Genomic DNA, 22,180 nt, shown 5'->3' on the forward strand with positions numbered 1-22,180 from the left:
CGGCCGGTGACCCGCCCAGCCAGCGCGTTCGGCCCACCCCCGCACGGGCCGGACAGACGGCGCAGCCGGGCGAAAACGGCGACGCCGGCCCGGAGTGGCACTCCGGTCCGGCGTCGGTGTCGCCCGTACGGCCCGTCGGATCAGTGACCCGCCTTCGCGTGGTACTCGTCGACGATCTCCTGCGGGATACGACCCCGGTCGGAGATGTCCTTGCCGACCCGCTTGGCCCAGGCCCGGATGGCCTTGTTCTGCTCACGGTCGGCGGTCGCACCGCCCCGGCCACGCGCGGCCCGACCACCGACGACCACCCCGCCGCGACCGACCTTGGTCCCGTGCGCGATGTACTGAGTGAATACGTCACGCAATTTCTCGGCGTTCGCCGCCGAGAGGTCGATCTCGTACTGCACGCCGTCGAGCGCGAACTTGACGGTCTCGTCAGCGTCCCCGCCGTCCAGGTCATCGACCAGCTTGTGAATGATCTGCTTGGCCACGTCCCACATTCCTTTCGAGCAGGGTTGAACTCCTGCAATACAGGAGCACAATAACCCGACCGATGCTTGCCTCGTCAATAGGATGCGGTTACGACCCGCGGGAGGCCAGCGGCTACTCTGGTCGGACCAACGGGAACAGGATCGTTTCCCGAATTCCCAGGCCGGTCAGCGCCATCAGGAGCCGGTCGATTCCCATTCCCATGCCACCGGCCGGCGGCATTCCGTACTCCATCGCCCGGAGAAAGTCCTCGTCCAGTCGCATCGCCTCGTCGTCACCGCGGGCGGCGAGCTGCGCCTGGGCCACCAGCCGCTCCCGCTGCACGACCGGGTCGACCAGCTCCGAGTACGCGGTGCCGAGCTCGAAACCGAGGACGTACAGGTCCCACTTCTCGGCCAGTCCCGGCTCGCCGCGGTGCGCCCGGGTCAGCGGGCTGGTCTCCTCCGGGTAGTCGCGCACGAAGGTGGGCGCCTGCAGCGACGGCACGACCAGCTCCTCGAAGAGTTCCTCGGCCAGCTTGCCGGGACCCCACTTCGGGTCGACCGCGAGCCCGACCTTGTCGGCGTACTCGACCAGGCGGGACCTTTCGGTGCGGACGGTGACCTCCTCACCGAGCGCCTCGGAAAGCACGCCGAACAGCGTCACCGAGCGCCACTCGCCGCCCAGATCGAACTCAGACCCGTCAGCGTGCGTGACCACGGTCGATCCGCTGACCGCGATCGCGGCCTGCTGCACGAGATTTCGGGTCAGCTCGGCCATCGTGTTGTAGTCGCCGTACGCCTGGTAGGCCTCAAGCATCGCGAACTCGGGCGAGTGCGACGAGTCGATGCCCTCATTACGGAAGTTGCGGTTGATCTCGAACACCCGGTCCACGCCACCCACCACGGCGCGCTTGAGAAACAGTTCCGGCGCGATTCGAAGATACAGATCAGTGCCCAGGGCATTGCTGTGGGTCACGAATGGGCGGGCCGCCGCGCCACCGTGCAGCAACTGGAGCATCGGGGTCTCCACCTCGATGAAGTCCTGCCCGTGCAGGGTGTCGCGGAGGCTGCGCACGGTGGCGGCCCGAGTGCGCACCATCTGCCGCGCCTGCGGCCGGACCACCAGGTCCACGTAACGCTGGCGGACCCGGGCCTCCTCGCTCAGCGGCTTGTGCGCCACCGGTAGCGGGCGCAGCGCCTTGGCGGTGACCGCCCACTCCTGCGCCAGCACCGACAACTCGCCGCGGCGGCTGGTGATCACCTCACCGGTGATGCCGACGTGGTCGCCGAGGTCGACCAGGCGCTTCCAGTCCTCGAGCCGCTGCGCGCCGACCCGATCCAGCGAGAGCATCGCCTGGAGTTCGGTGCCGTCGCCGTCCCGCAGGGTGGCGAAGCAGAGCTTGCCGGTGTTACGCACAAAGATCACCCGACCGGTGACCGAGACCCGGTCGCCGGTGGCCGTGTCGGTGGGCAGGTCTGCGTACTGCTCGCGGATCCGGGCCAGGGTGCTGGTCCGGGGATAGCCGACCGGGTACGGCTCGACGCCCTCGGCGAGCATCCGGTCCCGCTTCTCCCGGCGGACCTTCATCTGCTCGGGAAGGTCGTCGGCGGGGTCTACTGGCAGGGCGTTCTGCTCGGTCACGGCACGCTTCCTCAGGCCTTGGGAATATCGGCGGGGTCGACCCATGAGCGTACTCAAGCGACCCGGCGACTGTTACCGGATAACCTGCCGCCCATGACGGACCCCACTCACGCGCTCTCCTTCGGCGCCGCCGCCGCCGCGTACGACCGGTTCCGGCCCCGCTATCCGCAGGACGCGCTGCGCTGGGCGCTCGACGGGCTCGCCGCGCCCGCCCGGGTGGTGGACCTCGGCGCGGGCACCGGCATCCTCACCCGTGGCGTGCTGGCGCTCGGGTACCAGGTCGTACCCGTGGAACCGGACCCTGGGATGCGGGCGCAACTGGCGCTCGCCACGCCGGGTACGACGGCGCTGGCCGGCAGCGCGGAGGCGGTGCCGCTGTCGGACGGATCGGCGGACGCGGTGCTGGTGGGACAGGCCTACCACTGGTTCGACCGGGAGCCGGCGCACGCCGAGATCGCTCGGGTGCTGCGGGCCGGCAGCATCTTCGCCCCGATCTGGAACTTCCGCGACGAACGGGTGGATTGGGTGGCCAAGCTGAGCCGGATCGCCGACCTCCGCGACAATGCCGGCAACGTGATCGAGAAGCACGGCGACTTCGGCCCGGCGTTCGAGCCGGTCGACGTGGGCGAATTCGCCCATTCGGCCACGCTCACGCCCGACGAGGTGATCGACATGCTGCACACCCGCTCGTACTGGCTGACCGCCTCGCCTGAGGAGCGGGACCGGGTCGACCGCGGGCTGCGGGAACTGTTCGCCACCCACCCCGACCTGAAGGGCCGGGAGACCGTCGAGCTGCCCTACCAGACGCTCGTTCTGCGCTCCCGCCGCCGCTGAGCACGAATGTTAAGAGGGGGCCCCTGCTCTACCGGAGGCGTTAACAGGGGGCCCTTCCTTACACATTCCGGTCGTAGACCATGCGGAGGCCGATGAGGGTGATCATCGGCTCGTGGTGGGTGATCGTGCGGCACTCGTTGAGGACCAGGGCGGCGAGTCCGCCGGTGGCGATCACCGCCTTCACCTCGCCCAGCTCCTCGGTCATCCGCTCGACGATCCGGTCCACCTGGCCGGCGAAGCCGAAGTAGAGGCCGGCCTGGAGGCACTCGACGGTGTTCTTGCCGATCACCGAGCGGGGCTTCGTGGCCTCCACCTTGCGCAGCTGGGCAGCGCGGGCGGCGAGCGCGTCGAAGGAGATCTCGATGCCCGGCGCGAACGCGCCACCGAGGAACTCGCCCCGGTCGCTGATCACATCGAAGTTGGTGGTGGTGCCGAAGTCCACCACGATCGACGGCCCGCCGTAGAGGGTGTACGCGGCCAGGGTGTTGACCACCCGGTCCGCGCCGACCTCCTTCGGGTTGTCGATGGCGAGCTGCACCCCGGTGCGTACCCCGGGCTCGACGACCACGCTCGGCAGGTTCGCGTAGTAGCGGGCCAGCATGGTGCGCAGCGAGCGCAGCGCGGCGGGCACGGTCGAGCAGGCGGCCACCCCGGTGATCTCCACGGCGTCACCGGCCAGCAGCCCCCGGAACATCAGACCCAGCTCGTCCGCCGTGGACCGGGCGTCGGTCTTGATCCGCCAGGAGTGCACCAGCTTGTCGCCGTCGAAGGTCGCCAGCACGGTGTTGGTGTTTCCGATGTCGATGCAGAGCAGCACGCTGGCAGCCTAGACGCTCATTCCGCCCGCAGATCCAGGGCGATGTCCAGGATCGGCGAGGAGTGGGTCAACGCGCCCACCGAGATGAAGTCGACCCCGGTCGCCCCGTACTCGGTCGCCACCGACAGGGTCAGCCCCCCGGTCGCCTCCAGCTCGGCCCGGTCACCCACCGCGGCGACCACCTCGCGCAGCTGCGCCGGGGTCATGTTGTCCAGCAGCAGGAAGGCGGCACCCGCCTCGACCGCCTCCACCGCCTCGGCCAGCGTGTCCACCTCCACCTGCACCGGCACGTCGGGGAACGCCTCCCGGACCCGGCGGTAGGCGGGGGCGATCCCGCCCGCGGCGACCTTGTGGTTGTCCTTGATCATGGCGACGTCGTGCAGGCCCATCCGCTTGTTGGTGCCACCGCCGGCCCGGACCGCGTACTTCTCCAAGGCGCGCAGGCCGGGGGTGGTCTTGCGGGTGTCCAGCACCATCGCCTTCGTGCCGGCCAGGGCGTCGGCCCAGGCCCGGGTGTGGGTGGCCACCCCGGACATCCGGCAGAGCAGGTTGAGCGCCGTCCGCTCGGCGGTGAGCAGCAGCCGGGTCGGGCCGGTCACCGTGGCCAGCACGTCGCCGCGTGCCACCCGCTGCCCGTCGTGGGCCACCAGCGACACCTCGACCGTACGGTCCGCCCCGGTGACCTCGCCCACCAGCTCGAAGACCGCCGCGGCCACGGGCAGCCCGGCGACCACCCCGTCGGCGCGGGCGACCAGGTCACCGGTGTCGTTCTGCCCTGCCCGGATGGTGGCGACGCTGGTGACGTCGAGGAAATCCTGGCCCAGGTCCTCGGTGAGCGCGTCGACGATCACCCGCCGTACCCGCTCCGGGTCCAGGCCACCGGCCCGCAGGGCCCGCTCCGTCGACTCCCTCATGACAGCTCCTCCCACCGCTCGTCCAGAACGCCCTCCGTCCCGACCCCCGCGACGAGGTGGCCCAGCCACCGGTCGTCGGCCGTCGGGAAGTCCTCCCGCCAGTGGCAGCCCCGGGTCTCCCGGCGGGCGTACGCGGCGGCGACCAGCATCGACGCCACCGTGATCAGGTTCGTCGCCTCCCAGTCGGCGGTACGCGGGATGCCCCGGCCCTGACCCAGCTCGGTAAGGGTGGCGGCGGTCCCGGCCAGGCTCTCCGCCGAGCGGAGCACCCCCGCGCCCCGGGTCATCGCCCGTTGCAGGGCCGAGGTGGCCTCCGCCGGCACCACCCAGCCCTGGCCGCCCACCCAGGCACCGGTCTCGGCCGGTTTTGCCTGCTCGGGCAGCCCGGCGGCGATGTCCTCGGCGATCCGGCGGGAGAAGACCAGCCCCTCCAGCAGCGAGTTGCTGGCCAGCCGATTGGCACCGTGCACACCGGTGCAGGCGACCTCGCCGCAGGCGTACAGGCCGGGGATGGAGGTACGGCCGCGCAGGTCGGTACGAACCCCGCCGGAGGCGTAGTGGGCGGCCGGGGCGACCGGAATCAGTTCGGTGGCCGGATCCACCCCGATGGCCAGGCAGGACGCCACGATGGTCGGGAAGCGCCGGGCCAGGAACTCCCCGCCCAGGTGGCGCGCGTCCAGCCAGACGTGGTCCGTGCCGGTGGCCAGCAGCACCCGGTGGATGCCCTTGGCGACCACGTCCCGGGGGGCCAGCTCGGCCAGCTCGTGCTGGCCGACCATGAACCGCTTGCCGTCGCCGTCGACCAGGTGGGCGCCCTCACCGCGCAGCGCCTCGGACACCAGCGGCTGCTGGGCCCGCGTCGCGCCCGCCGCCCCGGCCGGCACGATCAGCGCGGTCGGGTGGAACTGCACGAACTCCACATCGGTGACCGCCGCGCCGGCCCGCATGGCGAGCGCCACACCGTCGCCGGTGGACACCGCCGGGTTGGTGGTGGCCGCGAAGATCTGGCCCATGCCGCCGGTGGCCAGCACCACGGCCCGGGCCAGGATCGCGCCGACACCTTCCTCGCTGCCCTCGCCGAGCACGTGCAGGGTGATTCCGCAGGCCGGGCCGAGCCCGTCCGGCCCGTCGCCGGGTGCGCGCAGCAGGTCCAGCACCAGGGCATGCTCGACCAGCCGGATCCACGGGTCGCGGTGAACCGCCGCGTGCAGGGCCCGTTGCACCTCCGCCCCGGTGGCGTCGCCGCCGGCGTGCACGATCCGGTCCGCCCGGTGCCCGCCCTCCCGGGTGAGCATCAGCGAGCCGTCCGGGTTACGGTCGAACTCCGCCCCGATCCGCATCAGCTCGCGCAGCCGGGTCGGCCCCTCCTCCACCAGCACCCGGACCGCCGCCGGGTCGCACAGGCCGACGCCGGCGATCGCGGTGTCGTACGCGTGCGCCGCCGGGGTGTCGGCCGGGTCGAGCACCGCGGCGATGCCGCCCTGCGCCCAGCGGGTCGACCCCTCATCCATGTTGACCTTGGTGACCACGGTGACGTGCAGGCCCGCCTCGCGCAGGTGCAGCGCGGCGGTCAGGCCGGCGACCCCGGAGCCGACGACGACCACGTCGGTGGTCTCCACCCAGCCGGGGGCGGGCGCGGCGAGCAGCCTGGGCAGGGCCGGCAGGTCGACGGTCGGAAGGTCCATGAACACAGTCAACCCGAAGGCACCTCACCCGGGGCAGCGGGGGCGGGACGAGTGGTTCCGGCTACTTCGTCCGGACCGGCAGGCCCGCCGTCCCGACCCCCTTCAGCGAGGCGGTCACGGTGCGGTCGCTGAGCCAGAGATAGCAGCGAACGCCGCGGTCGCCGACGGCCCACCGGCCGGTGCCGGGCGGGCGGACCACCACCCCGCTCCGGAACCGGAGCACTGCGTCGTCCGGCACCCCGGCGTACCTCGCCAGGATGCTGTTACAGCCGGCGTAGAGCGGGGCCCAGTCGGCGGTCTTCGTCGGGTACGGGCGCTCCGGCGCCGGCCACACGCCGACGAACTCGGCGTCGTGCGGGGTGCCGCAGTCGATCGGGGTCAACTTCTGCACCCGGATGTCGCCGCTGGTGCGCTGGCAGCCCAGCCGCAACGCGGACGCTCCCTTGAGCGCGTCGCGCAGGCTGCCCGTCCGGGTCACCACCTGCGCCGCCGCCTCGACCGTGGTCAGCTCGGTCAGGTCGCAGCGGTACCAGCGCAGGCCGGTCGCCCAGCCGGACCCGGTGGGCAGGGCCACCGCCAGCCGCAGCCGCCCGGCCCGCCAGTTGTCACCGACGTATCCGCTGGCCTGGCTGTCACAGTCGGCGAACGCCGTACGCAGCTCGGTGGAGCCGAGAGCGGGTGGGGCGGGCCGGTCGACGGTGAAGGCACCCACGTGCACCGTCTCCACCCGGTGCGGCAGGTCGCAGCCCACCGGGTCGTACCCGTCGAGGGCGACCGTCGGGGTGAAGTCGGCGACCTGACAGACCCCGGCCGCCGGAGTGAACGGACCGGCCGGCGGCAGCGCTGGCCAGTCGTCGGTGAGGTCTCCGTCCAGCCCGGAGCTGGCACAGCCCGTCAGCACGGCCCCCACGACCAACGCGGCGACCAGAACCTTCATCGCACCACGCATCGCGGCCTCCCCCAGCCGACGACCGTCAATCCGACGGTGCGCCCAGGGTAGCCGGAACCGGCCTTCCGGTGACAGACCGTGCTGCCCGTATGGGATCAGCGCAGGGCGGCGGCGAGCGGGTTGGGGACGGGGGTGCCGGCGGTGCCGGGGGCGGCGGCGGTCGGGTCGGTGGTCAGGTCGATCACCTTGTTGTCGGCGTCGACGTGGACCACGCGGGGCTGGTACGTCCGCGCCTCGGCGTCGTCCATCTGCCCGTACGAGATGAGGATGACCAGGTCACCGGGGTGCACCAGATGCGCGGCGGCACCGTTGATGCCGATCACACCGCTGCCCCGCCGCCCCGGGATCACGTACGTCTCCAGCCGGGCCCCGTTGGTGACGTCCACGATCGCCACCTGCTCGCCGGGGAGCAAGTCGGCCGCGTCGAGCAGATCCTCGTCCACGGTCACCGAGCCGACGTAGTGCAGGTCGGCCTGGGTCACGGTGGCCCGGTGGATCTTCGACTTGAGCATGGTCCGGAGCATCAGATGCCTCTCAGCAAAGGAAGAGTCAGGAACGCGGGGCGAGGAAAACCGCCGCATTGTCGATCAGGCGGGTGGTGCCGACCCAGGCCGCGATCAGCAGCCGCGCCGGGCCGGAGACCGGCCCCGGCTCCAGGTCGACGTCGGTGAGCACCAGGTAGTCGAGGCGGACGCCCGGCGTACCCGAGTCGAAGGCGCGGTGGGCGGCGGCCAGCACCGCGCCCGCGTCCGCACCCTGCTCGGCGGCCTCGACGCCGGCCCGCAGCGCGGCGGAGAGGCTCAACGCCGCCTGCCGCTCCTGCGCCGACAGGTAGCGGTTCCGGCTGGACAGGGCCAGGCCGTCCGGCTCGCGTACGGTCGGCACGCCGACTATCTCCGTCGGCACGTCCAGGTCGCGGACCATCCGCCGGACCAGGGTGAGCTGCTGATAGTCCTTCTCGCCGAAGAAGGCCAGGTCGGGACGGGTGAGCTGGAGCAGCTTCAGGACCACGGTGAGCACCCCGTGAAAGAAGCCGGGCCGGCTCAGCCCCTCCAGGTCCGCGCCGAGCGGGCCCGGGTCGAGCCGGACCACCGGCTGGCCGTCCGGGTACATGTCGGCCACCGCCGGGGCGAACACCACGTCGGCACCGGCCCGCCGGCAGATCTCCAGATCGGCGCCGAGGGTGCGCGGGTAGCGGTCGAAGTCCTCGTTCGGCCCGAACTGGAGCGGGTTCACGAAGATCGTGACGAGGACGTGGTCGGCCCGTTCCCGGGCGGCTCGCAGCAGCGTCTCGTGCCCGGAGTGCAGCGCACCCATGGTCATCACCACGCCGACGGTGCCGGTCAGCCGCTCCCGCGCCGCCGCCAACTCCTTGCGCGTGTGTACCAGCTCCGTCATGCGGCCACCTCCGGATGGATCCCGCTCAGCACGTCCAGCAGCGACTCCGCGTCGGCCGGGCGCAGCCGCCCGGCCGCGATGGCGCGGTCCGCCGTCCGTCGGGCCAACGCCAGATAGGGGGGCAGGGATTCCGGCGCGGTCGCCGCCAGCCTGACCAGGTGCCGGCGTACGGTGCCCGCGTCGCCCCGGGAGACCGGGCCGGTGAGCGCGTCGTCACCGAGCCGCAGCGCGTTCTCCAAGGCGGCCCGCAGCAGCGGGGCGAGCACTTTCTCCGGCCGGTCCACCCCGGCGTCGCGCAGCCGGTCGGCTGCCTCGTTGATCAGGGTCACCAGGTGGTTCGCGCCGTGCGCCAGCGCCGCGTGGTAGAGCGGGCGATCGTCCTCGGCCACCCACTCGGGCACGCCGCCGAGGTCGGCGACCAGCCGGGCGGCGAACGGGCGCAGCTCCGCCGGGGCGGTCACCCCGTACGAGCTGCCGGCAAGGCGGGTCAGGTCGTCCGGCGTACCGGTGAAGGTCATCGCCGGGTGCAGCGCGAGCGGCCGTGCGCCGACGGCGGCGACCGGGGCGAGGACGGCCAGCCCGTGCGCGCCGGAGGTGTGCGCGACCACCTGACCGGGACGCAGCGCGTCGGCCTCGGCCAGCCCGGCGACCACGCCGGCGAGGGCGTCGTCGGGGACCGCCACGATCAACAGGTCGGTGGCCGCGCGGGCGACGGCGGTCGCGGTGCGGGTCGGGGTCTGCGGCAGCAGCAGCGCCAGCCGGGCCTGCGCGGCACCGGACCGGCCGGTGGCGGCGACCACCCGGTGGCCGGCGGCGACGAGGGCCGCGCCGAGCACGGCACCGACCCGGCCGGCGCCGATCACGCCGACGGTGAGGGTACGGGGGAGGGCGAGCGGGGCGCCGTTCGAGGCGCCGCCCGACGGTACGGCGGCCCCGGGCGGGGCGGCCGGACGCGGGCGCAGCGGTGCGCTCATGGCAATCGATCCAGTCCTCGACGGGGGTACCGGTCGATCGCAAGTATGCGCCGGGGTCACGGAGCTCGAACAAGAGTGTGTGAAAACCTTCACCAAAGGCTCGAACCGGGACCTGAGCGAGGAATGAAGTAATGGCACTCCACTGGCGGGTGGCGATGGAACGCGCTTTGTACGGCCCGGACGGCTTCTTTGTCACGGGTACCGGGCCGGCCGCCCACTTCCGCACGAGCGTGCACGCCTCTCCGGTGTTCTCGTCCTGCCTGCTTCGCCTGCTCACGTCCCTCGATCTTGCTCTCGGACACCCGGCGCGGCTGGACGTGGTGGACGTGGGCGCCGGCCGGGGTGAGTTGCTGCGGGCGCTGCTCGCGGGGGTTTCCGGGGAGCACGCCGCCGGGTCGGTTCCGCTCACCGACCGGGTACGCCTCACCGCCGTCGAACGGGCACCCCGACCCCACGACCTACCGGCGGGCATCGACTGGACCACGGAGATCCCGGCGGGGATCACCGGCCTGCTGATCGCCACGGAGTGGCTGGACAACGTCCCCCTCGACGTGGCCGTGCGCACCGCCGACGGCTGGCGCTACCTGCTGGTGGACCCGGCCACCGGCGCGGAGCGCGAGGGTGACCCGGCAACCGCCGACGACGTCGCCTGGCTGACCCACTGGTGGCCCACCCCCACCCCCACCCCCGATGCGATGGAGCGGGCTGAGGTTGGGCGGGTGCGGGATGAGGCCTGGGCGGGGGCAGTCAGCAAGGTTGAGCGGGGGCTCGCGCTGGCCGTGGACTACGGACATCTGAGGGACGGGCGGCCGGCGGGCGGGACGTTGACCGGATACCGGGCTGGGCGGCAGGTGCCGCCGGTGCCGGACGGGTCGTGTGATGTCACCGCACACGTCGCCATCGACTCGGTCGCCTCCGCCGGTGAGCGAATTGCCCGGTGTGCGTACACCATGGTTTCGCAGCGGGAGGCGCTGCGGGCGCTCGGGGCCGACGGCGGGCGACCGCCGCTGAGCCTGGCCTCACGCGACCCGGCCGGCTACCTGCGGGCGCTCGCCGCCGCCTCGGCGGTGGCCGAACTGACCGACCCGGCGGGCCTGGGCGGACACTGGTGGCTGATCCAACCGATCGGCATCGCCGGGTCGCTCGTGATCGATTCGGTAGCGACGGACGCTCCTTCGACGCCTACGAACTTGATGACGTAAACGATTCATCTCGATCGCACTGTCCGCCGGCCTCGCGAGTCATCCACGTCATCAAGTTTGTAAGCGTTGAAAGGGGATCGGTCGGACCTGCATCCGGACGCGCCGTCAACGATCACGTCGGCATTGCCGGGCTGAGCGGCGCTCGTGGCACGATGGCGGGCATGAGCACGGACGCGGACCTCCGCGAGCTGACCGTCGGCACCGGCGCCGGCGGGGAGCAGCTCGGCACCGACATGGTGCTAAACATCGGCCCACAGCATCCGTCCACACACGGCGTGCTGCGGCTGCGGCTGGTGCTCGACGGCGAGCAGGTGGTCTCCGCCGAGCCGATCGTCGGCTACATGCACCGAGGCGCGGAGAAACTTTTCGAGGTACGCGACTACCGACAGATCATCGTGTTGGCCAACCGACACGACTGGCTCTCGGCGTTCGCCAACGAGCTGGGCGTGGTGCTCGCCGTCGAGCGGCTGATGGGCATGGAGGTGCCCGAGCGCGCCGTCTGGCTGCGCATGGCCCTCGCGGAGCTGAACCGGGTGCTCAACCACCTGATGTTCCTCGGCTCGTACCCGCTCGAGATCGGCGCGATCACGCCGATCTTCTACGCCTTCCGCGAGCGGGAGACCATCCAGGCGGTGCTGGAGGAGGTCTCCGGCGGCCGGATCCACTACATGTTCAACCGGGTCGGCGGGCTCAAGGAGGAGGTGCCGGCCGGCTGGACCGGGCGGGCCCGGGCCGCCATCGGCGAGGTCCGCCGCCGGATGCCCGACCTGGACAACCTCATCCGGCGCAACGAGATCTTCCTGGCCCGCACGGTCGGGGTGGGCGTGCTGTCGGCGGCGGACGCCGCCGCGTTCGGCGCGTCCGGGCCGGTGGCGCGGGCGTCCGGGCTGGACCTGGACCTGCGCCGGGACGAGCCCTACCTGGCGTACGACCAGCTCGACGTGCCGGTGGTCACCCGGAGCACCGGCGACTGCCACGCCCGCTTCGAGGTGCTGCTCGACCAGGTGTACGTCTCGCTCGACCTCGCCGAGCAGTGCCTGGACCGGGTGGACCGGCTCACCGGGCCGGTCAACACCCGGCTGCCCAAGGTGGTCAAGGCCCCTGAGGGGCACACCTACGCGTGGACCGAGAACCCGCTCGGCATCAACGGCTACTACCTGGTGTCGCGGGGCGAGAAAACCCCGTGGCGGCTCAAGCTGCGCACCGCCTCGTACGCGAACGTGCAGGCCCTGGCGACCCTGCTCCCCGGCTGTCTGGTGCCGGACCTGATCGCCATCCTCGGCTCGATGTTCTTCGTGGTCGGCGACATCGACAAATAGGTCGGCTTCCACAAGATCTTGGCAGGAAACGGCCCCTGGAGGGGCCTGTCCCTACCAAGATCTCCGCGAGGGCGGGGGTGGGTAGTTGTATGGCTCGTCGTTGGGGTGCTCGGGTTGGCCGCTGCGCTGCTCCGCCCAGCCGGGCCCGGCTGCCCTGGACGCACCATGGTCCCGGCGGGGCTCGCGGACGGACGCCCAGCGGTCCTCGACCCGATATTCGGCACCCGCTTCGGCGGCGTGAACGGCGGCGTGCCGCTCACCGACCCGAATCTCCCGGCCCCGTTCGTCGTCCCGGACCGAGGCCCAGCGGTTGCCGGCGCGCAGCTCCGACCAGTAGTCGCCGTCCGGGTCGTCGGCGTGCCCCGAGGGCTCGGGCGCGGTCCGGGCGCGTACGTCCGGCGGGGGCCAGCCCGCACCGCTGCGGCCGTGGACGGGCCGGTCACGGTCGACGCCGGACCGGTCACGGTCGCCCATCGGCTCCCGGTACCCGAGTCGGGGGCCACCGTCCACGATGGTGTGCCGGGTGGTGACGTGCACGGTCTCCGTGTGGTGCACCACCCCGACCGGACGGGCGTCCGGATCCGCCGCGCGCGAGGCCCCGTGGCCGCCGGGCCGCGGGCGGTCGGCACCGTAGTGGGTGCCGGGCTGCGGGCGGCGGGGCGAATCGTCCTCGCCCCAGCCGGCGGGCTGCCCACCGGCGATCGGCGCCGACTCCGGGGCGGCGCGGTGACGAGACCGCCCCTCGTCGTACGTCTCGGCGGCGGGCACCCGGGCGCGGCCGCCGGCCGGCACCTCCGCGACCGGCGCGGCGCTGCCCGCGGCGGCGGCCATCCCGGCGGCTGCGACATCCAGCCGGCGGCGCAGCGCGGTGACCGTCTCCTGCGCACGCCGGGCCTGGTCGAGCGCCTCGTTGCCCCGGTGCGCGGCGGCCACGATCTCGCTGTGCAGCTCGTGGCGGAGCTGCGCGATCTCCTCGCGCAGCTCCTCGGTGCCGGCCGCCCCGTCACCGCTCTCGGACCGCAACGCGATGGACAGACCGATCAGCACCACGGCGAGGATCGCCAGCACCGCCCCGATCCGCAGCGCCCCACCGTCGTCGACGACCAGGAGGATCAACGCGGCCAGGGGCGCGAGCCCCACACCGACCCAGAACAGGACGGTCAGCAGCGAAGGGGTGCGCTTCTCGGCGGGAGCGACCGGGGCCGGCATGGCTGTGCAGCCTATCGAGAGTTGCCCCGGTAGGGAACGCTTCCAGGTTCAATGCAGGTCAGCTCGCGGCGAGCGCCGCGTCGGAGGAGAACACCAGGCCGACGCTTGCCGCGCCGGTCTTCAACGCGTTCTTGGTCTGCGGGCCACCCGCGTCCAGCGTGCTGAACGAGCCGGCCTTGAAGTCGTAGACCTGGACCAGACCGGCCTGGCACTTCGGCCGCTGCGGGCACTCCGGCGGGCCGGCCAGCACCGTGGCCTTGCCGGAGCACTTGGCGGCCAGGTCGGAGAGCGTGACGACCTGGTACTTGTCGGCGAACGCCTGGGTGACCGCGAAGGCGTTCTGATCCTGGGCCTGCGACGGCTGCCCGAAGGTGATGCCGGCCTTGTCGCCCTCAGCCTTCAGGGCGCTGACCGTCTTGTCCAGCTCGGGCGAGGAGACGGGCTCGGCGTCCTTGCCGTTGGCCTTGGTGTTGAGGAACTCGGCCATGGTGGCCGCGTACTCGGGAACGATCTGGATCTCACCCTTCTCGAGGGCCGGCTCGTAGAGCTCGCGGCTGCCGATGGTCTGCACCTTGACCTGGTAGCCGGCGGAGGTGAGCGCGATCTTGTAGAGCTCGGCGATGAGCTCACTCTCGGTGAAGTTTCCCGCGCCGACTGTAATCGACCCGCCCGAGCCCTTCTCGATCCCAGCGGTTATCCCGTTGGCGTCGGCAAATTCCTGCGCCGCCACCTTGGACGTCTTGCGGTCGACGTCGACCATTCGGTTCAGCTCGATCAGCTTGGTGGTGTCGAGTGCTGCCGAGACCTTGTCCAGCGCGGCGACGAGCTGCGGGGTGGCCGCCTTCGCGTTGATCGCGGGAATGACGTTGTCGGTGTTCTGGAGCTTCTTGTCGTCGGTGAGGACGACCAGTTTGTCGCCCGCGACCGGGGCGCAGCCGGCCCCGGAGGCGCCCTGCGCGGGGGCCTCGGTGCCGGAGGAACCGGCGTCGCCGCAGCCGGCGAGCAGACCCGCCGCGGTCAGAATGCTGAGGGCTCCGACGACCTTTCGTGTGCGCGCGCGCATCTGTGCCCGCCTTCCGTGTCCCGGCGCGACCCGCTCGGGCCGGCCGCGTGTCCGACGGGCGATCCGGTCGGCCGCCCGCTTTGTCCGTGGGCGGCTCGATCCGCCGCCCGCGACTCCAGCCAATATCCTCCGGACCGGACCGACAAACCCGAAGCGGATTTCGTCACCGGATCGTCACCCGGTGCCGATTCGCCCGGTTCACGCACTCGCCGTGGCGTCGGCCGGACGACTGTTGGCCGCCCGCCGCGCCCGCCCCAGCGGACGTGGGGTGACCACCCGCTCCAACAGCGCCAGCAGCCCTTCGACCAGCAGGGCCAGCCCGGCGACCAGCACGCCGCCGGCGAGGATCTGCCCGCCCCCGGCCGCGATGTCCAGCCCGAAGCCGGCCCGGATGATCTGCCCCAGCCCGCCCCCGTTGACGAAGGAGGCCAGGGCCGCGGTGGCGACCACCTGCACCGCGGCGGTACGGAAACCGGCGGCCAGGTACGGCACCGCCAACGGCAGTTCGACCCGGCGCAGCACCTGCCCGCCGGAGAGGCCCATGCCCCGCGCCGCGTCCCGGGCCTCCGGGTCGGCCTGCCGCACCCCGGTGTACGCGTTGGCGAGCAGCGGCGGCACCGCGAACACCGCGAGCGCGACCACCACCGCCGGCCGGCCGAAACCGAGGAAGGTCAGGGGCAGGATGGTCAGCAGCGCCAGGGTGGGGACGGCGAGGGTGACGTTGGAGACCAGCAGCACCAGCCCGCCGCCCCGGCCGGTGTGCCCGAGCCAGAGCCCGATCGGCCAGGCCACGAGGCAGCCCAGCAGGACCGCCAGCGCGGACATGCTCAGGTGCTCGCCGAGCCGGTCAAGAATGCCGCCCGGGTTCGTCCAGTTCAGCGGATCGTTCAGCCAGACGACCGCTTCGCGGAGGTGGTTCATGAGGCGCGCCCCCGCAGCCAGGGAGTGAGCAGCCGGCCCACCCCGGCCAGCACCAGATCCAGCACCAGCGCGAGCAGCACGCAGAGCACCGTGCCGGTCATGATCTGGGCCTTGTAGAAGTTGTTCTGGAAGCCGGCGAAGATGATCTGGCCCAGGCCGCCTCGGCCGATCACCACGCCTACGGTGACCAGAGCCACCGTGGAGACGGTGGCCAGTCGGAGACCGGTGAGGACGCCCGGCAGAGCCAGCGGCAGCTCGATCCGGAACAGCCGAGCCCACCGGCCGTAGCCCATCCCCTCGGCGGCCTCCAGGACCTCGGGCGGCACCTGGTGCAGCCCGGCGAGCGCGTTGCGGACGATGGTCAGCAGCGCGTACAACACCACCACGGTCAGCACGGTCACCGCCCCGATGCCCAGGGTCGGTCCGAGGAACGCGAACAACGCGAGCGACGGGATCGTGTACAGCACGCCGCTCACCGCGAGCACCGGCCCGGCCAGCGACCGGAACCAGTACGCGGCCACCGCCAACGGCAGCGCCACCAGCGCGGCGAGCAGCACGGCCCGGGCGGTCAGCCAGGTGTGCTCGCGCAGCGCGGCCAGGATCGTGTCAGAGTTGTCCCGCACGTACTGCCAGGAGAACCACGGGTTGCCCGGCACGGTCCGGTGACTGAGGTGGAGGGACACGCGTGAACGTTACCCCGGGCGCCACCGCCGGGCATGGTGCCGCATCGATCACTCTCGAACGCATCCGTAAGCGCTACCCGGACGGGACGGAGGCGGTGCGGGAGTTGGGCCTGACGGTGCAGGCCGGCGAACTGATGGTGCTGATCGGCCCATCGGGCTGCGGCAAGTCGACCGTGCTCCGCATGATCAACCGGCTGATCGAGCCGACCGACGGCCGGATCCTGCTCGGCGACGAAGACGTCACCCAGGTCGACCCGGTGCGACTGCGCCGCCGCATCGGATACGTCATTCAGAACGTGGGCCTCTTTCCGCACCAGACGGTGGCCGCCAATGTGGCCACCGTGCCCGGCCTGCTCCGCTGGCCGCGGCAGCGGACCCGGGAGCGGGTGAACGAGTTGCTGGAGCTGGTCGGGCTCGACCCGGGGCAGTTCGGCCGCCGCTATCCGCACGAGCTCTCCGGCGGTCAACGGCAGCGGGTCGGGGTGGCTCGGGCGCTCGCCGCCGACCCGGTGGTGCTGCTGATGGACGAGCCGTTCTCGGCCGTCGATCCGATCGTGCGGGCCCGGCTGCAGGAGGAGTTCCTGCGGCTTCAGGCCGAGGTCCGCAAGACCATCGTGCTGGTCACCCACGACCTCGACGAGGCGGTACGGCTGGGCGACCGGATCGCGGTGCTCTCCGAGGGCGGCCAACTGGAGCAGTACGACACCCCGGCCGCACTGCTCGGGTCACCCGCCACACCGTTCGTGCGCGAGTTCGTCGGGGCCGACCGGGGGATTCGCCGGTTGGTGGTCACCCCGGTCACCCGCGACGTGCTCGATCCGCTCCCGGCGGACGACCCGGTCGGCCTGCCGGCGGTGCCGCTGGGTGGTTCGGCGTACGACGCGCTGGGCACGCTGCTCACCTCGGCCGCCGAGCACGCCGTGGTGACAGACGACGGCCAACCGGTCGGGGTGCTCAGCCGGGCTCGGCTGCTCGGCCTCGGCGCGCTGGTCAACTGACCGGCCCCGCCGGACGGCGGACGGCCGGCCGCGGTCAGTGCTTGATCAGGTAGTCGATGAAGGCGGCCCGCAGCAGCGGCGCGGATTCCTCGTAGCCGTGGCCGGTCAACTCCCGCCAGAGGGCGTTCGCCTCGTCGACGGTCGGCCCGACCGAGTTGGGGGCGCCGTCCAGGGCCGCGGCCTCGTCCGCGTTGGGCAGGTGCCGCAACACCGACCAGAAGAACCCGACGTCACGCCGGTGCCGGGCCAGCACGAAGGCCTGTTCGCGCAACTCCTCGGTGGAGAGCTTGTCGAGTTCTTCGAAGGCACGGCCGCCGGGCCCGGTGGCAGGAGTTTCGGTCATGTCGCCGAGCCTAACCGCCGAGATCAGGTTCGGCCCGCCGGACGCGTCCCGGTCAGTGGTCGTCGGCGTCCCAACGGCGCGGTTCGCGCTCCCAGCGCGGGGCCTGCCACGCGTCGAGGGTCTCGGTGGTTTGCACCGGTAGCACCGGTGGCCAGGCGTCGGCCGGCTCCGGCTGCCGGGTCAGCGTCCAGCCGGTGCTGACGGTGCCGTCGCCGGACGGTCCCACCTCCAGGTCGGCGGCGGCCGAACGCGGCCGGCCGAATCTCTCGACCAGCCGGGTGACCAGCAGCCCTACCCCGAGCACGGCACCGCCGACGCCCCACCGGTTGATCGTCCAACCCTCGGCCCGGGACCAGATCAGGAAGACCGTCACCAGGCTGACCGCGAACAGGGTGCCGAAGATCCCGCCGCGCCGGCCGTACGCGCTGGTGCCGGCGAGCATCGCGGTGCCGACCGCGAGCACCGTCCAGTTCAGCCCGGAGCCCGGCGTGATCGGGCCGCTCCGGTTCGCCGCGAGGAGCACCCCGGCGAGCATCGCCAGGACGGTGGAGCCGATCAGAGCCAGCGCGGTCACCGTGGCGGCGACGCCGCCCCGGCGGCGGGCCGGGTCGGCGACCGGCCGGAACCGCCCGACCAGCCGCCGGATCGGCCGCATCGCGCCGAAGAGCCCGCCGAGGACGGCCAGCGCGGCAAAGCCGACGAAAAGGTAGATGGCGGTGGGCCGGGGGTCGTAGCCGCCCTGGACCGGCACCGGAGCGGTATGTCGCTCGATGTACGCGATAACGCCCGCCGCGCCGGCCAGGCTCGCCGCCCAGCCGGGCACGTGCAGCACGACCACCGCCAGCGCCAGCGCCAGCCCGCCGAGCGCCGCCACCGCCAACGCCGGGAGCAGCACCTCCTGAAGGCTTCGGTCGCCCTGCTCGGCGAAGTGCAGCGCGGCGGCCAACGCGACCGGGCCGATCGCCAGGTTCACCGCGGCCGTACGCAGGCTCAGCCCGGCGGCGAGGGCGAGCAGCCCGAACCCGGCCACGTCGACCAGGAGTGACCGGAGGGCGTCCCCGCGCAGCGCGTCCGCGTCGTCCCGCCACAGCAGCCAGGTCACCGCGGTCAGCCCGCCCAGCAGCAGGAGCTCCCAGACCACGTGTACGGCGACCCGGTCCCGGCCCGGCTCGCCGTGCGCCGGGTCGTCGAAGACGTTCTCCAGGACGGCAGCCGGCACATTCGACGACGACTCCGCGGGCGCGCCCCGGCCCGTCTCGTCGTACCCCATGGCCGCGCCTCCCACGTCGCCGGCCGCAGGGTCCGACGTGCGGCGGACCGGCGGCGGCCGTTGCTCTCCGGTCGCCAGGCACGGTACCCGTGGGGTGGGGTGGGTGGGAACCCCTTCGGGATCAGCGCTGGCCGGGCCGGCTCTCCCGGTCGCCGGAGGGGCGGTCCTCGTCGTCCTCCTGCTCCGGCACCCGGCAGGCCCGTTCCAGCCAGAGCGCCGCGGCGACCAGCACGAGCGAGGCGACGGTTCCGCTCAGGCCGGCCGGCCGGTCGCCGATGGCCGCGTTCGTGTGTTCGATGAAGAGCCAGCCGGTCAGGCCGGCGTAGAAGCCGGCGAAGATGGCGCCGGCCAGCGCGGATGCCTTGGCCAGCACCACGAACCGGGCCACCAGCAACGGGTTGAGCGGCTCCCGTCCGGGGCGGCCCTCGATCTTGCCGCGGGTGTTAACCGCGGCGTATCCCTCCAGCACGGCCAAGCCGGCCAGCGTGACCACCGGCAGCCAGGGCAGGCTGGGTGCCACCTCGTAGTAGAAGGTGCTGATCAGCAGCCAGGCCACCGCCGCGGCGGCCAGGGCGGCCACGAACAGTGTGGAGATCCGGGTGGGACCCATCCGGAAACGATCGGGGTCGCGCGGAGATTGCGTCATGCCGTCCGGCTCCACTGGGTCATGCGTCCGACTCTAACCTCAGATTCGGTCGAGGGCCGAGTTCCAGTGCGTCGGCGGCCAGCGGCTCGGCGTTGAGCAGGTCGGTGAGCCAGCCGTGCCCGGGTAGCCGGCCGTGCGGCTCGATGTCGATCCACGGCCGCAGCACGAACGCCCGCAGCTGGGCGCGGGGGTGCGGAAGGGTCAGTTCGGGGTCGTCGCTGAGCACCGGCTGCCCGTCCTCGTGCCACACCGCGATGACGTCGACGTCGAGGGTGCGCGGCCCGTACCGGCGCTGCGGGTCCCGGGTCCGCCCGGCCGCCGCCTCGGCGGCGTGGGCCCGGGCCAGCCAGTCGCGGGGGCCGGCCGCCGGGTCCGCGACCATGAGGGCCGCGTTCAGGTACGCGGGCTGGTCGGCGTCCCCCCACGGGGCGGTCTCGTAGACACCGGACACCATCAGCACCGCATCGCCGAACGAGGCCACCGCCGCGCGCAGGTGGGCGAGCCGGTCGCCGAGGTTGCTGCCGATCGACAGCACGGCCCGGGTCACCGGGTACGCCGCATCGTCACGGCCACGTCCCGGAAGGCGTGCGGGATCGGGGCCTCGGGCTTGTGCACGGTGACCGTGGCGGCGGCGACCAGCGGTTCGGCCAGGCAGACCGCGAGCAACCGATCGGCGAGCGTCTCGATCAGGTTGACCGGCTCGCCGGTGATCACCGCGACCAGCTTCTCGGCCAGTTCGCCGTAGTGCACGGTGTCGGCCACCTCGTCGGAGCGCGCGGCCGGGGCAAGGTCGAGCTCGAGCACCGCGTCCACCACGAACTCCTGCCCCTGGGCGCGCTCGAAGTCGTAGACCCCGTGCCGGCCGTGCGCGCGCAGGCCGGTCAGCTCGATCCGGTCCGTCACCGTGCCTCCCTGCCGGGGGCGGGCAGCACCAGGCGCGGGCTGCCGGTGGCCCGCCACACGGCCAGCGCGTCGGCCGTACCTCGAACGTCGTGCACGCGTACTCCCCAGGCGCCGGCCGCCACCGCGAGCACGCTGGTGGCGATGGTGGCCGCCTCACGTGCCGAGGTGGGCCGCGGGGTGCCGTCGGGGTCGGCGAGCAGCCGGCCCAGGTACGACTTGCGGCTCGCCCCGAACAGCAGCGGGAAACCCAGATCCACCAGCTCGGGCAGGCGGGCGCTGAGTGCCCAGTTGTGCGCCGCGGTCTTCGCGAAGCCGAGCCCGGGGTCGATGATGACCTGTTCGGCGGCGACCCCGGCGGCCAGCGCCTCGTCCACCCGCCGGCTCAGCTCCGCCCGAACATCGGCCACCACGTCGGTGTAGGTGGCCAGATCGCGCATCTCGCGGGAGTGTCCGCGCCAGTGCATGAGCACCCAGGGGCAGCCGGCGTCGCGGACCACCCGGGCCATGTCCGGGTCGGCGAGACCACCGGAGACGTCGTTGATCACGTCAGCGCCGGCGGCGAGGGCCGCCTCTGCCACCCGGGCCCGACTGGTGTCGATGCTGGTCGGGATGCCTGCGGCGGTCAGCGCGCGGATCACCGGCAGCACGCGGGCGATCTCGGACTCCGCGTCGACCCGGTCGGCGCCGGGCCGGGTGGATTCGCCGCCCACGTCGACCAGGTCCGCGCCGTCGGCACGAAGTCGCACCCCGTGTCCGACGGCGGCGTCGAGATCTGCGTATCTGCCGCCGTCGGAGAAGGAGTCGGGCGTGACGTTGAGGACGCCCATCACCACCGGGGCCTGCACCCCTGCCAGCTCGGTCACGACCCGACAGTACCGGTCGGCAGCGGGGCTGCCGGCGGTCCGGGGGATCGCCACCAGCGAAGGCCCTGACATGCGCATTGGAACAGGTGTGCGATCGGTCGTCCGGGCCACTTCCGGTCGACTCTTCGCGGCTTGTCGCAAAGGTGCCCGGCCCGTACGCTTTGGAATTGCCCAGCATCGAGATGGCGAAGGCTGGAGGGAGGGGCCGAAGCGGGATAAATCCGCCCAAAGCTCGCCACTCTCCGTGGTGGGCAACGAACGCAGCGTCAGAGACGCTGTGCCCATCGAGCACCATCCCGCCAGGCTTGCCTACTGCGCCATGCGGCACCGCCGGCCGCGACATGGGGAGGTTTCAGTGATCGCCATCGAGCTCATGGGGACGGTGACCAGTGCCGTCGACCACGCGCTCCACACCCTGGCGTCGACTCCACTCGCCGAGCCGGCACCCAAGGGCATCGCCACCGAGAAGGTCGTCACCTTCTTCGCCAGCAAGATCGCGCCGATCCTGCTCGCGGTGCTCGGCGTCATCTTCATCGGGCGGGCCGGCCGGGGTGAGATCTCCAAGGTGCTGACCAGCTCCGCCATCGCGATCGTCGGCCTGGCCTTCATCGCGGGCGCCGCCACACTCTTCTTCGTCGGCGACTACCTGATCAACCTGATCTTCGAATAGGCGCGGGCGACCATGCGGCTGCGCACCGACGACGACATCTACCGGGCTCGTCTCGTCTATCTCGGGCCGCCCGGGTACACCCTTCCCATCCACCTGCCGTACGCCCAGTACGGCGTGTTCATGCTGCTCGTACCCCTCTACATGTTCATCCACTGGCTGTTCACGCTGCAGGTCGAGCTCTTCCCGGCCTGGGAGATCGCCCTCGCCATCGTGACCACCTCGTTCATCTTCCGGCACGTCGATCCGGACCGGCCGGCGCGCATGGTCATCCGGACCGCGCTGACCGACTGGCGACGCACCCGGGAGCCGGCAGCCGAGCAGCGCGACCCGCGCCTGGTGGCGAGCCGGATCAGGATCCGGGAGGAGCTGGCATGACCGGGCGTACGCCGATGGCGCAGCCGAACGAC

Annotated in this window: 24 protein-coding genes and 1 pseudogene; 6 read left to right on the plus strand and 19 right to left on the minus strand. The window is 72.3% G+C overall.

The window, feature by feature from the left end; genetic code table 11:
- Positions 1 to 140: 140 nt before the first annotated feature.
- Together ABZ671_RS10960 and lysS are read right to left on the minus strand one after the other, a co-directional pair.
- The gene (locus tag ABZ671_RS10960; RefSeq protein ID WP_357854768.1) at positions 141 to 491 is read right to left on the minus strand and encodes an Lsr2 family protein; all 351 of its coding nucleotides are present in this window, start codon (positions 489 to 491) and stop codon (positions 141 to 143) included.
- Between the two features lie 112 nt (positions 492 to 603).
- Entirely contained in the window at positions 604 to 2,112 is a 1,509-nt protein-coding gene (gene lysS / locus ABZ671_RS10965) for a lysine--tRNA ligase (protein WP_357854771.1), read from the minus strand.
- A gap of 93 nt (positions 2,113 to 2,205) precedes the next feature.
- Between lysS and ABZ671_RS10970 the strand changes: the two genes are divergently transcribed.
- The gene (locus ABZ671_RS10970) at positions 2,206 to 2,946 is read left to right on the plus strand and encodes a class I SAM-dependent methyltransferase (RefSeq protein ID WP_357854774.1); all 741 of its coding nucleotides are present in this window, start codon (positions 2,206 to 2,208) and stop codon (positions 2,944 to 2,946) included.
- 58 nt (positions 2,947 to 3,004) lie between these two features.
- Here ABZ671_RS10970 and ABZ671_RS10975 read toward each other — a convergent pair whose 3' ends face one another.
- The 7 genes from ABZ671_RS10975 to ABZ671_RS11005 all read right to left on the minus strand — a co-directional run bounded on the left by ABZ671_RS10975 (position 3,005) and on the right by ABZ671_RS11005 (position 9,683).
- Entirely contained in the window at positions 3,005 to 3,763 is a 759-nt protein-coding gene (locus tag ABZ671_RS10975) for a type III pantothenate kinase (protein ID WP_357854777.1), read from the minus strand.
- A gap of 17 nt (positions 3,764 to 3,780) precedes the next feature.
- Positions 3,781 to 4,677, minus strand: a complete 897-nt coding sequence (nadC, locus tag ABZ671_RS10980; protein WP_357854780.1) for a carboxylating nicotinate-nucleotide diphosphorylase — start codon at positions 4,675 to 4,677, stop codon at positions 3,781 to 3,783.
- Positions 4,674 to 6,362: an L-aspartate oxidase gene (locus ABZ671_RS10985; protein WP_357854783.1), complete on the minus strand. Its 1,689-nt coding sequence runs from the start codon at positions 6,360 to 6,362 to the stop codon at positions 4,674 to 4,676. The genes nadC and ABZ671_RS10985 overlap by 4 nt, the downstream gene beginning before the upstream one ends.
- Positions 6,363 to 6,423: 61 nt before the next feature.
- Entirely contained in the window at positions 6,424 to 7,311 is an 888-nt protein-coding gene (locus tag ABZ671_RS10990; protein WP_357854786.1) for a septum formation family protein, read from the minus strand.
- 95 nt (positions 7,312 to 7,406) lie between these two features.
- Positions 7,407 to 7,835: an aspartate 1-decarboxylase gene (gene panD / locus ABZ671_RS10995; protein ID WP_357854789.1), complete on the minus strand. Its 429-nt coding sequence runs from the start codon at positions 7,833 to 7,835 to the stop codon at positions 7,407 to 7,409.
- A gap of 25 nt (positions 7,836 to 7,860) precedes the next feature.
- Positions 7,861 to 8,709, minus strand: a complete 849-nt coding sequence (gene panC / locus ABZ671_RS11000) for a pantoate--beta-alanine ligase (RefSeq protein WP_357854792.1) — start codon at positions 8,707 to 8,709, stop codon at positions 7,861 to 7,863.
- Positions 8,706 to 9,683, minus strand: a complete 978-nt coding sequence (locus ABZ671_RS11005; RefSeq protein WP_357854795.1) for a Rossmann-like and DUF2520 domain-containing protein — start codon at positions 9,681 to 9,683, stop codon at positions 8,706 to 8,708. The genes panC and ABZ671_RS11005 overlap by 4 nt, the downstream gene beginning before the upstream one ends.
- Positions 9,684 to 9,814: 131 nt before the next feature.
- On the opposite strand from ABZ671_RS11005, the gene ABZ671_RS11010 reads away from it, so the two are divergent.
- On the plus strand, positions 9,815 to 10,885 hold the full coding sequence (locus ABZ671_RS11010; RefSeq protein WP_357854798.1) for an SAM-dependent methyltransferase: 1,071 nt from the start codon (positions 9,815 to 9,817) through the stop codon (positions 10,883 to 10,885).
- Positions 10,886 to 11,037: 152 nt separating this feature from the next.
- Entirely contained in the window at positions 11,038 to 12,204 is a 1,167-nt protein-coding gene (locus ABZ671_RS11015; protein ID WP_357854801.1) for an NADH-quinone oxidoreductase subunit D, read from the plus strand.
- Between the two features lie 51 nt (positions 12,205 to 12,255).
- Here ABZ671_RS11015 and ABZ671_RS11020 read toward each other — a convergent pair whose 3' ends face one another.
- The 4 genes and pseudogenes from ABZ671_RS11020 to ABZ671_RS11035 all read right to left on the minus strand — a co-directional run bounded on the left by ABZ671_RS11020 (position 12,256) and on the right by ABZ671_RS11035 (position 16,080).
- Positions 12,256 to 13,413, minus strand: a complete 1,158-nt coding sequence (locus tag ABZ671_RS11020; protein ID WP_357854804.1) for a hypothetical protein — start codon at positions 13,411 to 13,413, stop codon at positions 12,256 to 12,258.
- A gap of 58 nt (positions 13,414 to 13,471) precedes the next feature.
- Positions 13,472 to 14,600 (minus strand): annotated as a pseudogene (locus tag ABZ671_RS11025) (glycine betaine ABC transporter substrate-binding protein).
- Positions 14,601 to 14,674: 74 nt separating this feature from the next.
- The gene (locus ABZ671_RS11030) at positions 14,675 to 15,397 is read right to left on the minus strand and encodes an ABC transporter permease subunit (RefSeq protein ID WP_357854807.1); all 723 of its coding nucleotides are present in this window, start codon (positions 15,395 to 15,397) and stop codon (positions 14,675 to 14,677) included.
- Positions 15,394 to 16,080, minus strand: coding sequence for an ABC transporter permease (locus tag ABZ671_RS11035; RefSeq protein WP_357854810.1), 687 nt, complete (start codon positions 16,078 to 16,080; stop codon positions 15,394 to 15,396). Before ABZ671_RS11035 ends, ABZ671_RS11030 begins: the two co-directional genes overlap by 4 nt.
- 2 nt (positions 16,081 to 16,082) lie before the next feature.
- On the opposite strand from ABZ671_RS11035, the gene ABZ671_RS11040 reads away from it, so the two are divergent.
- A complete protein-coding gene (locus ABZ671_RS11040) occupies positions 16,083 to 17,078 on the plus strand; it encodes an ATP-binding cassette domain-containing protein (RefSeq protein WP_357854813.1) in 996 nt (331 codons plus the stop codon).
- Positions 17,079 to 17,112: 34 nt separating this feature from the next.
- Here the strand turns inward: ABZ671_RS11040 and ABZ671_RS11045 are convergent, their stop codons facing one another.
- From ABZ671_RS11045 to folP, 6 genes are all read right to left on the minus strand, one after another.
- Entirely contained in the window at positions 17,113 to 17,421 is a 309-nt protein-coding gene (locus tag ABZ671_RS11045; protein WP_357854816.1) for a hypothetical protein, read from the minus strand.
- 52 nt (positions 17,422 to 17,473) lie between these two features.
- A complete protein-coding gene (locus tag ABZ671_RS11050; protein WP_357854819.1) occupies positions 17,474 to 18,706 on the minus strand; it encodes an ABC transporter permease in 1,233 nt (410 codons plus the stop codon).
- Between the two features lie 106 nt (positions 18,707 to 18,812).
- On the minus strand, positions 18,813 to 19,301 hold the full coding sequence (locus tag ABZ671_RS11055; protein WP_357854882.1) for a DUF3180 domain-containing protein: 489 nt from the start codon (positions 19,299 to 19,301) through the stop codon (positions 18,813 to 18,815).
- Between the two features lie 55 nt (positions 19,302 to 19,356).
- Positions 19,357 to 19,884: a 2-amino-4-hydroxy-6-hydroxymethyldihydropteridine diphosphokinase gene (gene folK, locus ABZ671_RS11060; protein ID WP_357854822.1), complete on the minus strand. Its 528-nt coding sequence runs from the start codon at positions 19,882 to 19,884 to the stop codon at positions 19,357 to 19,359.
- Positions 19,881 to 20,240, minus strand: coding sequence for a dihydroneopterin aldolase (folB, locus tag ABZ671_RS11065; RefSeq protein WP_357854825.1), 360 nt, complete (start codon positions 20,238 to 20,240; stop codon positions 19,881 to 19,883). The genes folK and folB overlap by 4 nt, the downstream gene beginning before the upstream one ends.
- Positions 20,237 to 21,103, minus strand: a complete 867-nt coding sequence (gene folP / locus ABZ671_RS11070; RefSeq protein ID WP_357854828.1) for a dihydropteroate synthase — start codon at positions 21,101 to 21,103, stop codon at positions 20,237 to 20,239. Before folP ends, folB begins: the two co-directional genes overlap by 4 nt.
- A gap of 355 nt (positions 21,104 to 21,458) precedes the next feature.
- Here folP and ABZ671_RS11075 point away from each other — a divergent pair, with 355 nt between their 5' ends.
- Positions 21,459 to 21,773: a hypothetical protein gene (locus ABZ671_RS11075; protein WP_357854831.1), complete on the plus strand. Its 315-nt coding sequence runs from the start codon at positions 21,459 to 21,461 to the stop codon at positions 21,771 to 21,773.
- A 12-nt stretch (positions 21,774 to 21,785) separates the two neighbouring features.
- On the plus strand, positions 21,786 to 22,148 hold the full coding sequence (locus tag ABZ671_RS11080; protein ID WP_357854834.1) for a hypothetical protein: 363 nt from the start codon (positions 21,786 to 21,788) through the stop codon (positions 22,146 to 22,148).
- Positions 22,149 to 22,180 lie beyond the last annotated feature (32 nt).

It is taken from the genome of Micromonospora sp. NPDC006766 (assembly GCF_040636055.1).
GTDB lineage: Bacteria > Actinomycetota > Actinomycetes > Mycobacteriales > Micromonosporaceae > Micromonospora.

Excerpts from the sequence above, each read along its gene's own strand:
- ABZ671_RS10970 (WP_357854774.1), top strand. The coding sequence starts at position 2,206 with ATGACGGACCCCACTCACGCGCTCTCCTTCGGCGCCGCCGCCGCCGCG.
- nadC (WP_357854780.1), bottom strand. The coding sequence starts at position 4,677 with ATGAGGGAGTCGACGGAGCGGGCCCTGCGGGCCGGTGGCCTGGACCCG.
- ABZ671_RS10985 (WP_357854783.1), bottom strand. The coding sequence starts at position 6,362 with ATGGACCTTCCGACCGTCGACCTGCCGGCCCTGCCCAGGCTGCTCGCC.
- ABZ671_RS10990 (WP_357854786.1), bottom strand. The coding sequence starts at position 7,311 with ATGCGTGGTGCGATGAAGGTTCTGGTCGCCGCGTTGGTCGTGGGGGCC.
- panD (WP_357854789.1), bottom strand. The coding sequence starts at position 7,835 with ATGCTCCGGACCATGCTCAAGTCGAAGATCCACCGGGCCACCGTGACC.
- panC (WP_357854792.1), bottom strand. The coding sequence starts at position 8,709 with ATGACGGAGCTGGTACACACGCGCAAGGAGTTGGCGGCGGCGCGGGAG.
- ABZ671_RS11005 (WP_357854795.1), bottom strand. The coding sequence starts at position 9,683 with ATGAGCGCACCGCTGCGCCCGCGTCCGGCCGCCCCGCCCGGGGCCGCC.
- ABZ671_RS11010 (WP_357854798.1), top strand. The coding sequence starts at position 9,815 with ATGGCACTCCACTGGCGGGTGGCGATGGAACGCGCTTTGTACGGCCCG.
- ABZ671_RS11015 (WP_357854801.1), top strand. The coding sequence starts at position 11,038 with ATGGCGGGCATGAGCACGGACGCGGACCTCCGCGAGCTGACCGTCGGC.
- ABZ671_RS11020 (WP_357854804.1), bottom strand. The coding sequence starts at position 13,413 with ATGCCGGCCCCGGTCGCTCCCGCCGAGAAGCGCACCCCTTCGCTGCTG.
- ABZ671_RS11030 (WP_357854807.1), bottom strand. The coding sequence starts at position 15,397 with ATGAACCACCTCCGCGAAGCGGTCGTCTGGCTGAACGATCCGCTGAAC.
- ABZ671_RS11045 (WP_357854816.1), bottom strand. The coding sequence starts at position 17,421 with ATGACCGAAACTCCTGCCACCGGGCCCGGCGGCCGTGCCTTCGAAGAA.
- ABZ671_RS11055 (WP_357854882.1), bottom strand. The coding sequence starts at position 19,301 with ATGGGTCCCACCCGGATCTCCACACTGTTCGTGGCCGCCCTGGCCGCC.
- ABZ671_RS11080 (WP_357854834.1), top strand. The coding sequence starts at position 21,786 with ATGCGGCTGCGCACCGACGACGACATCTACCGGGCTCGTCTCGTCTAT.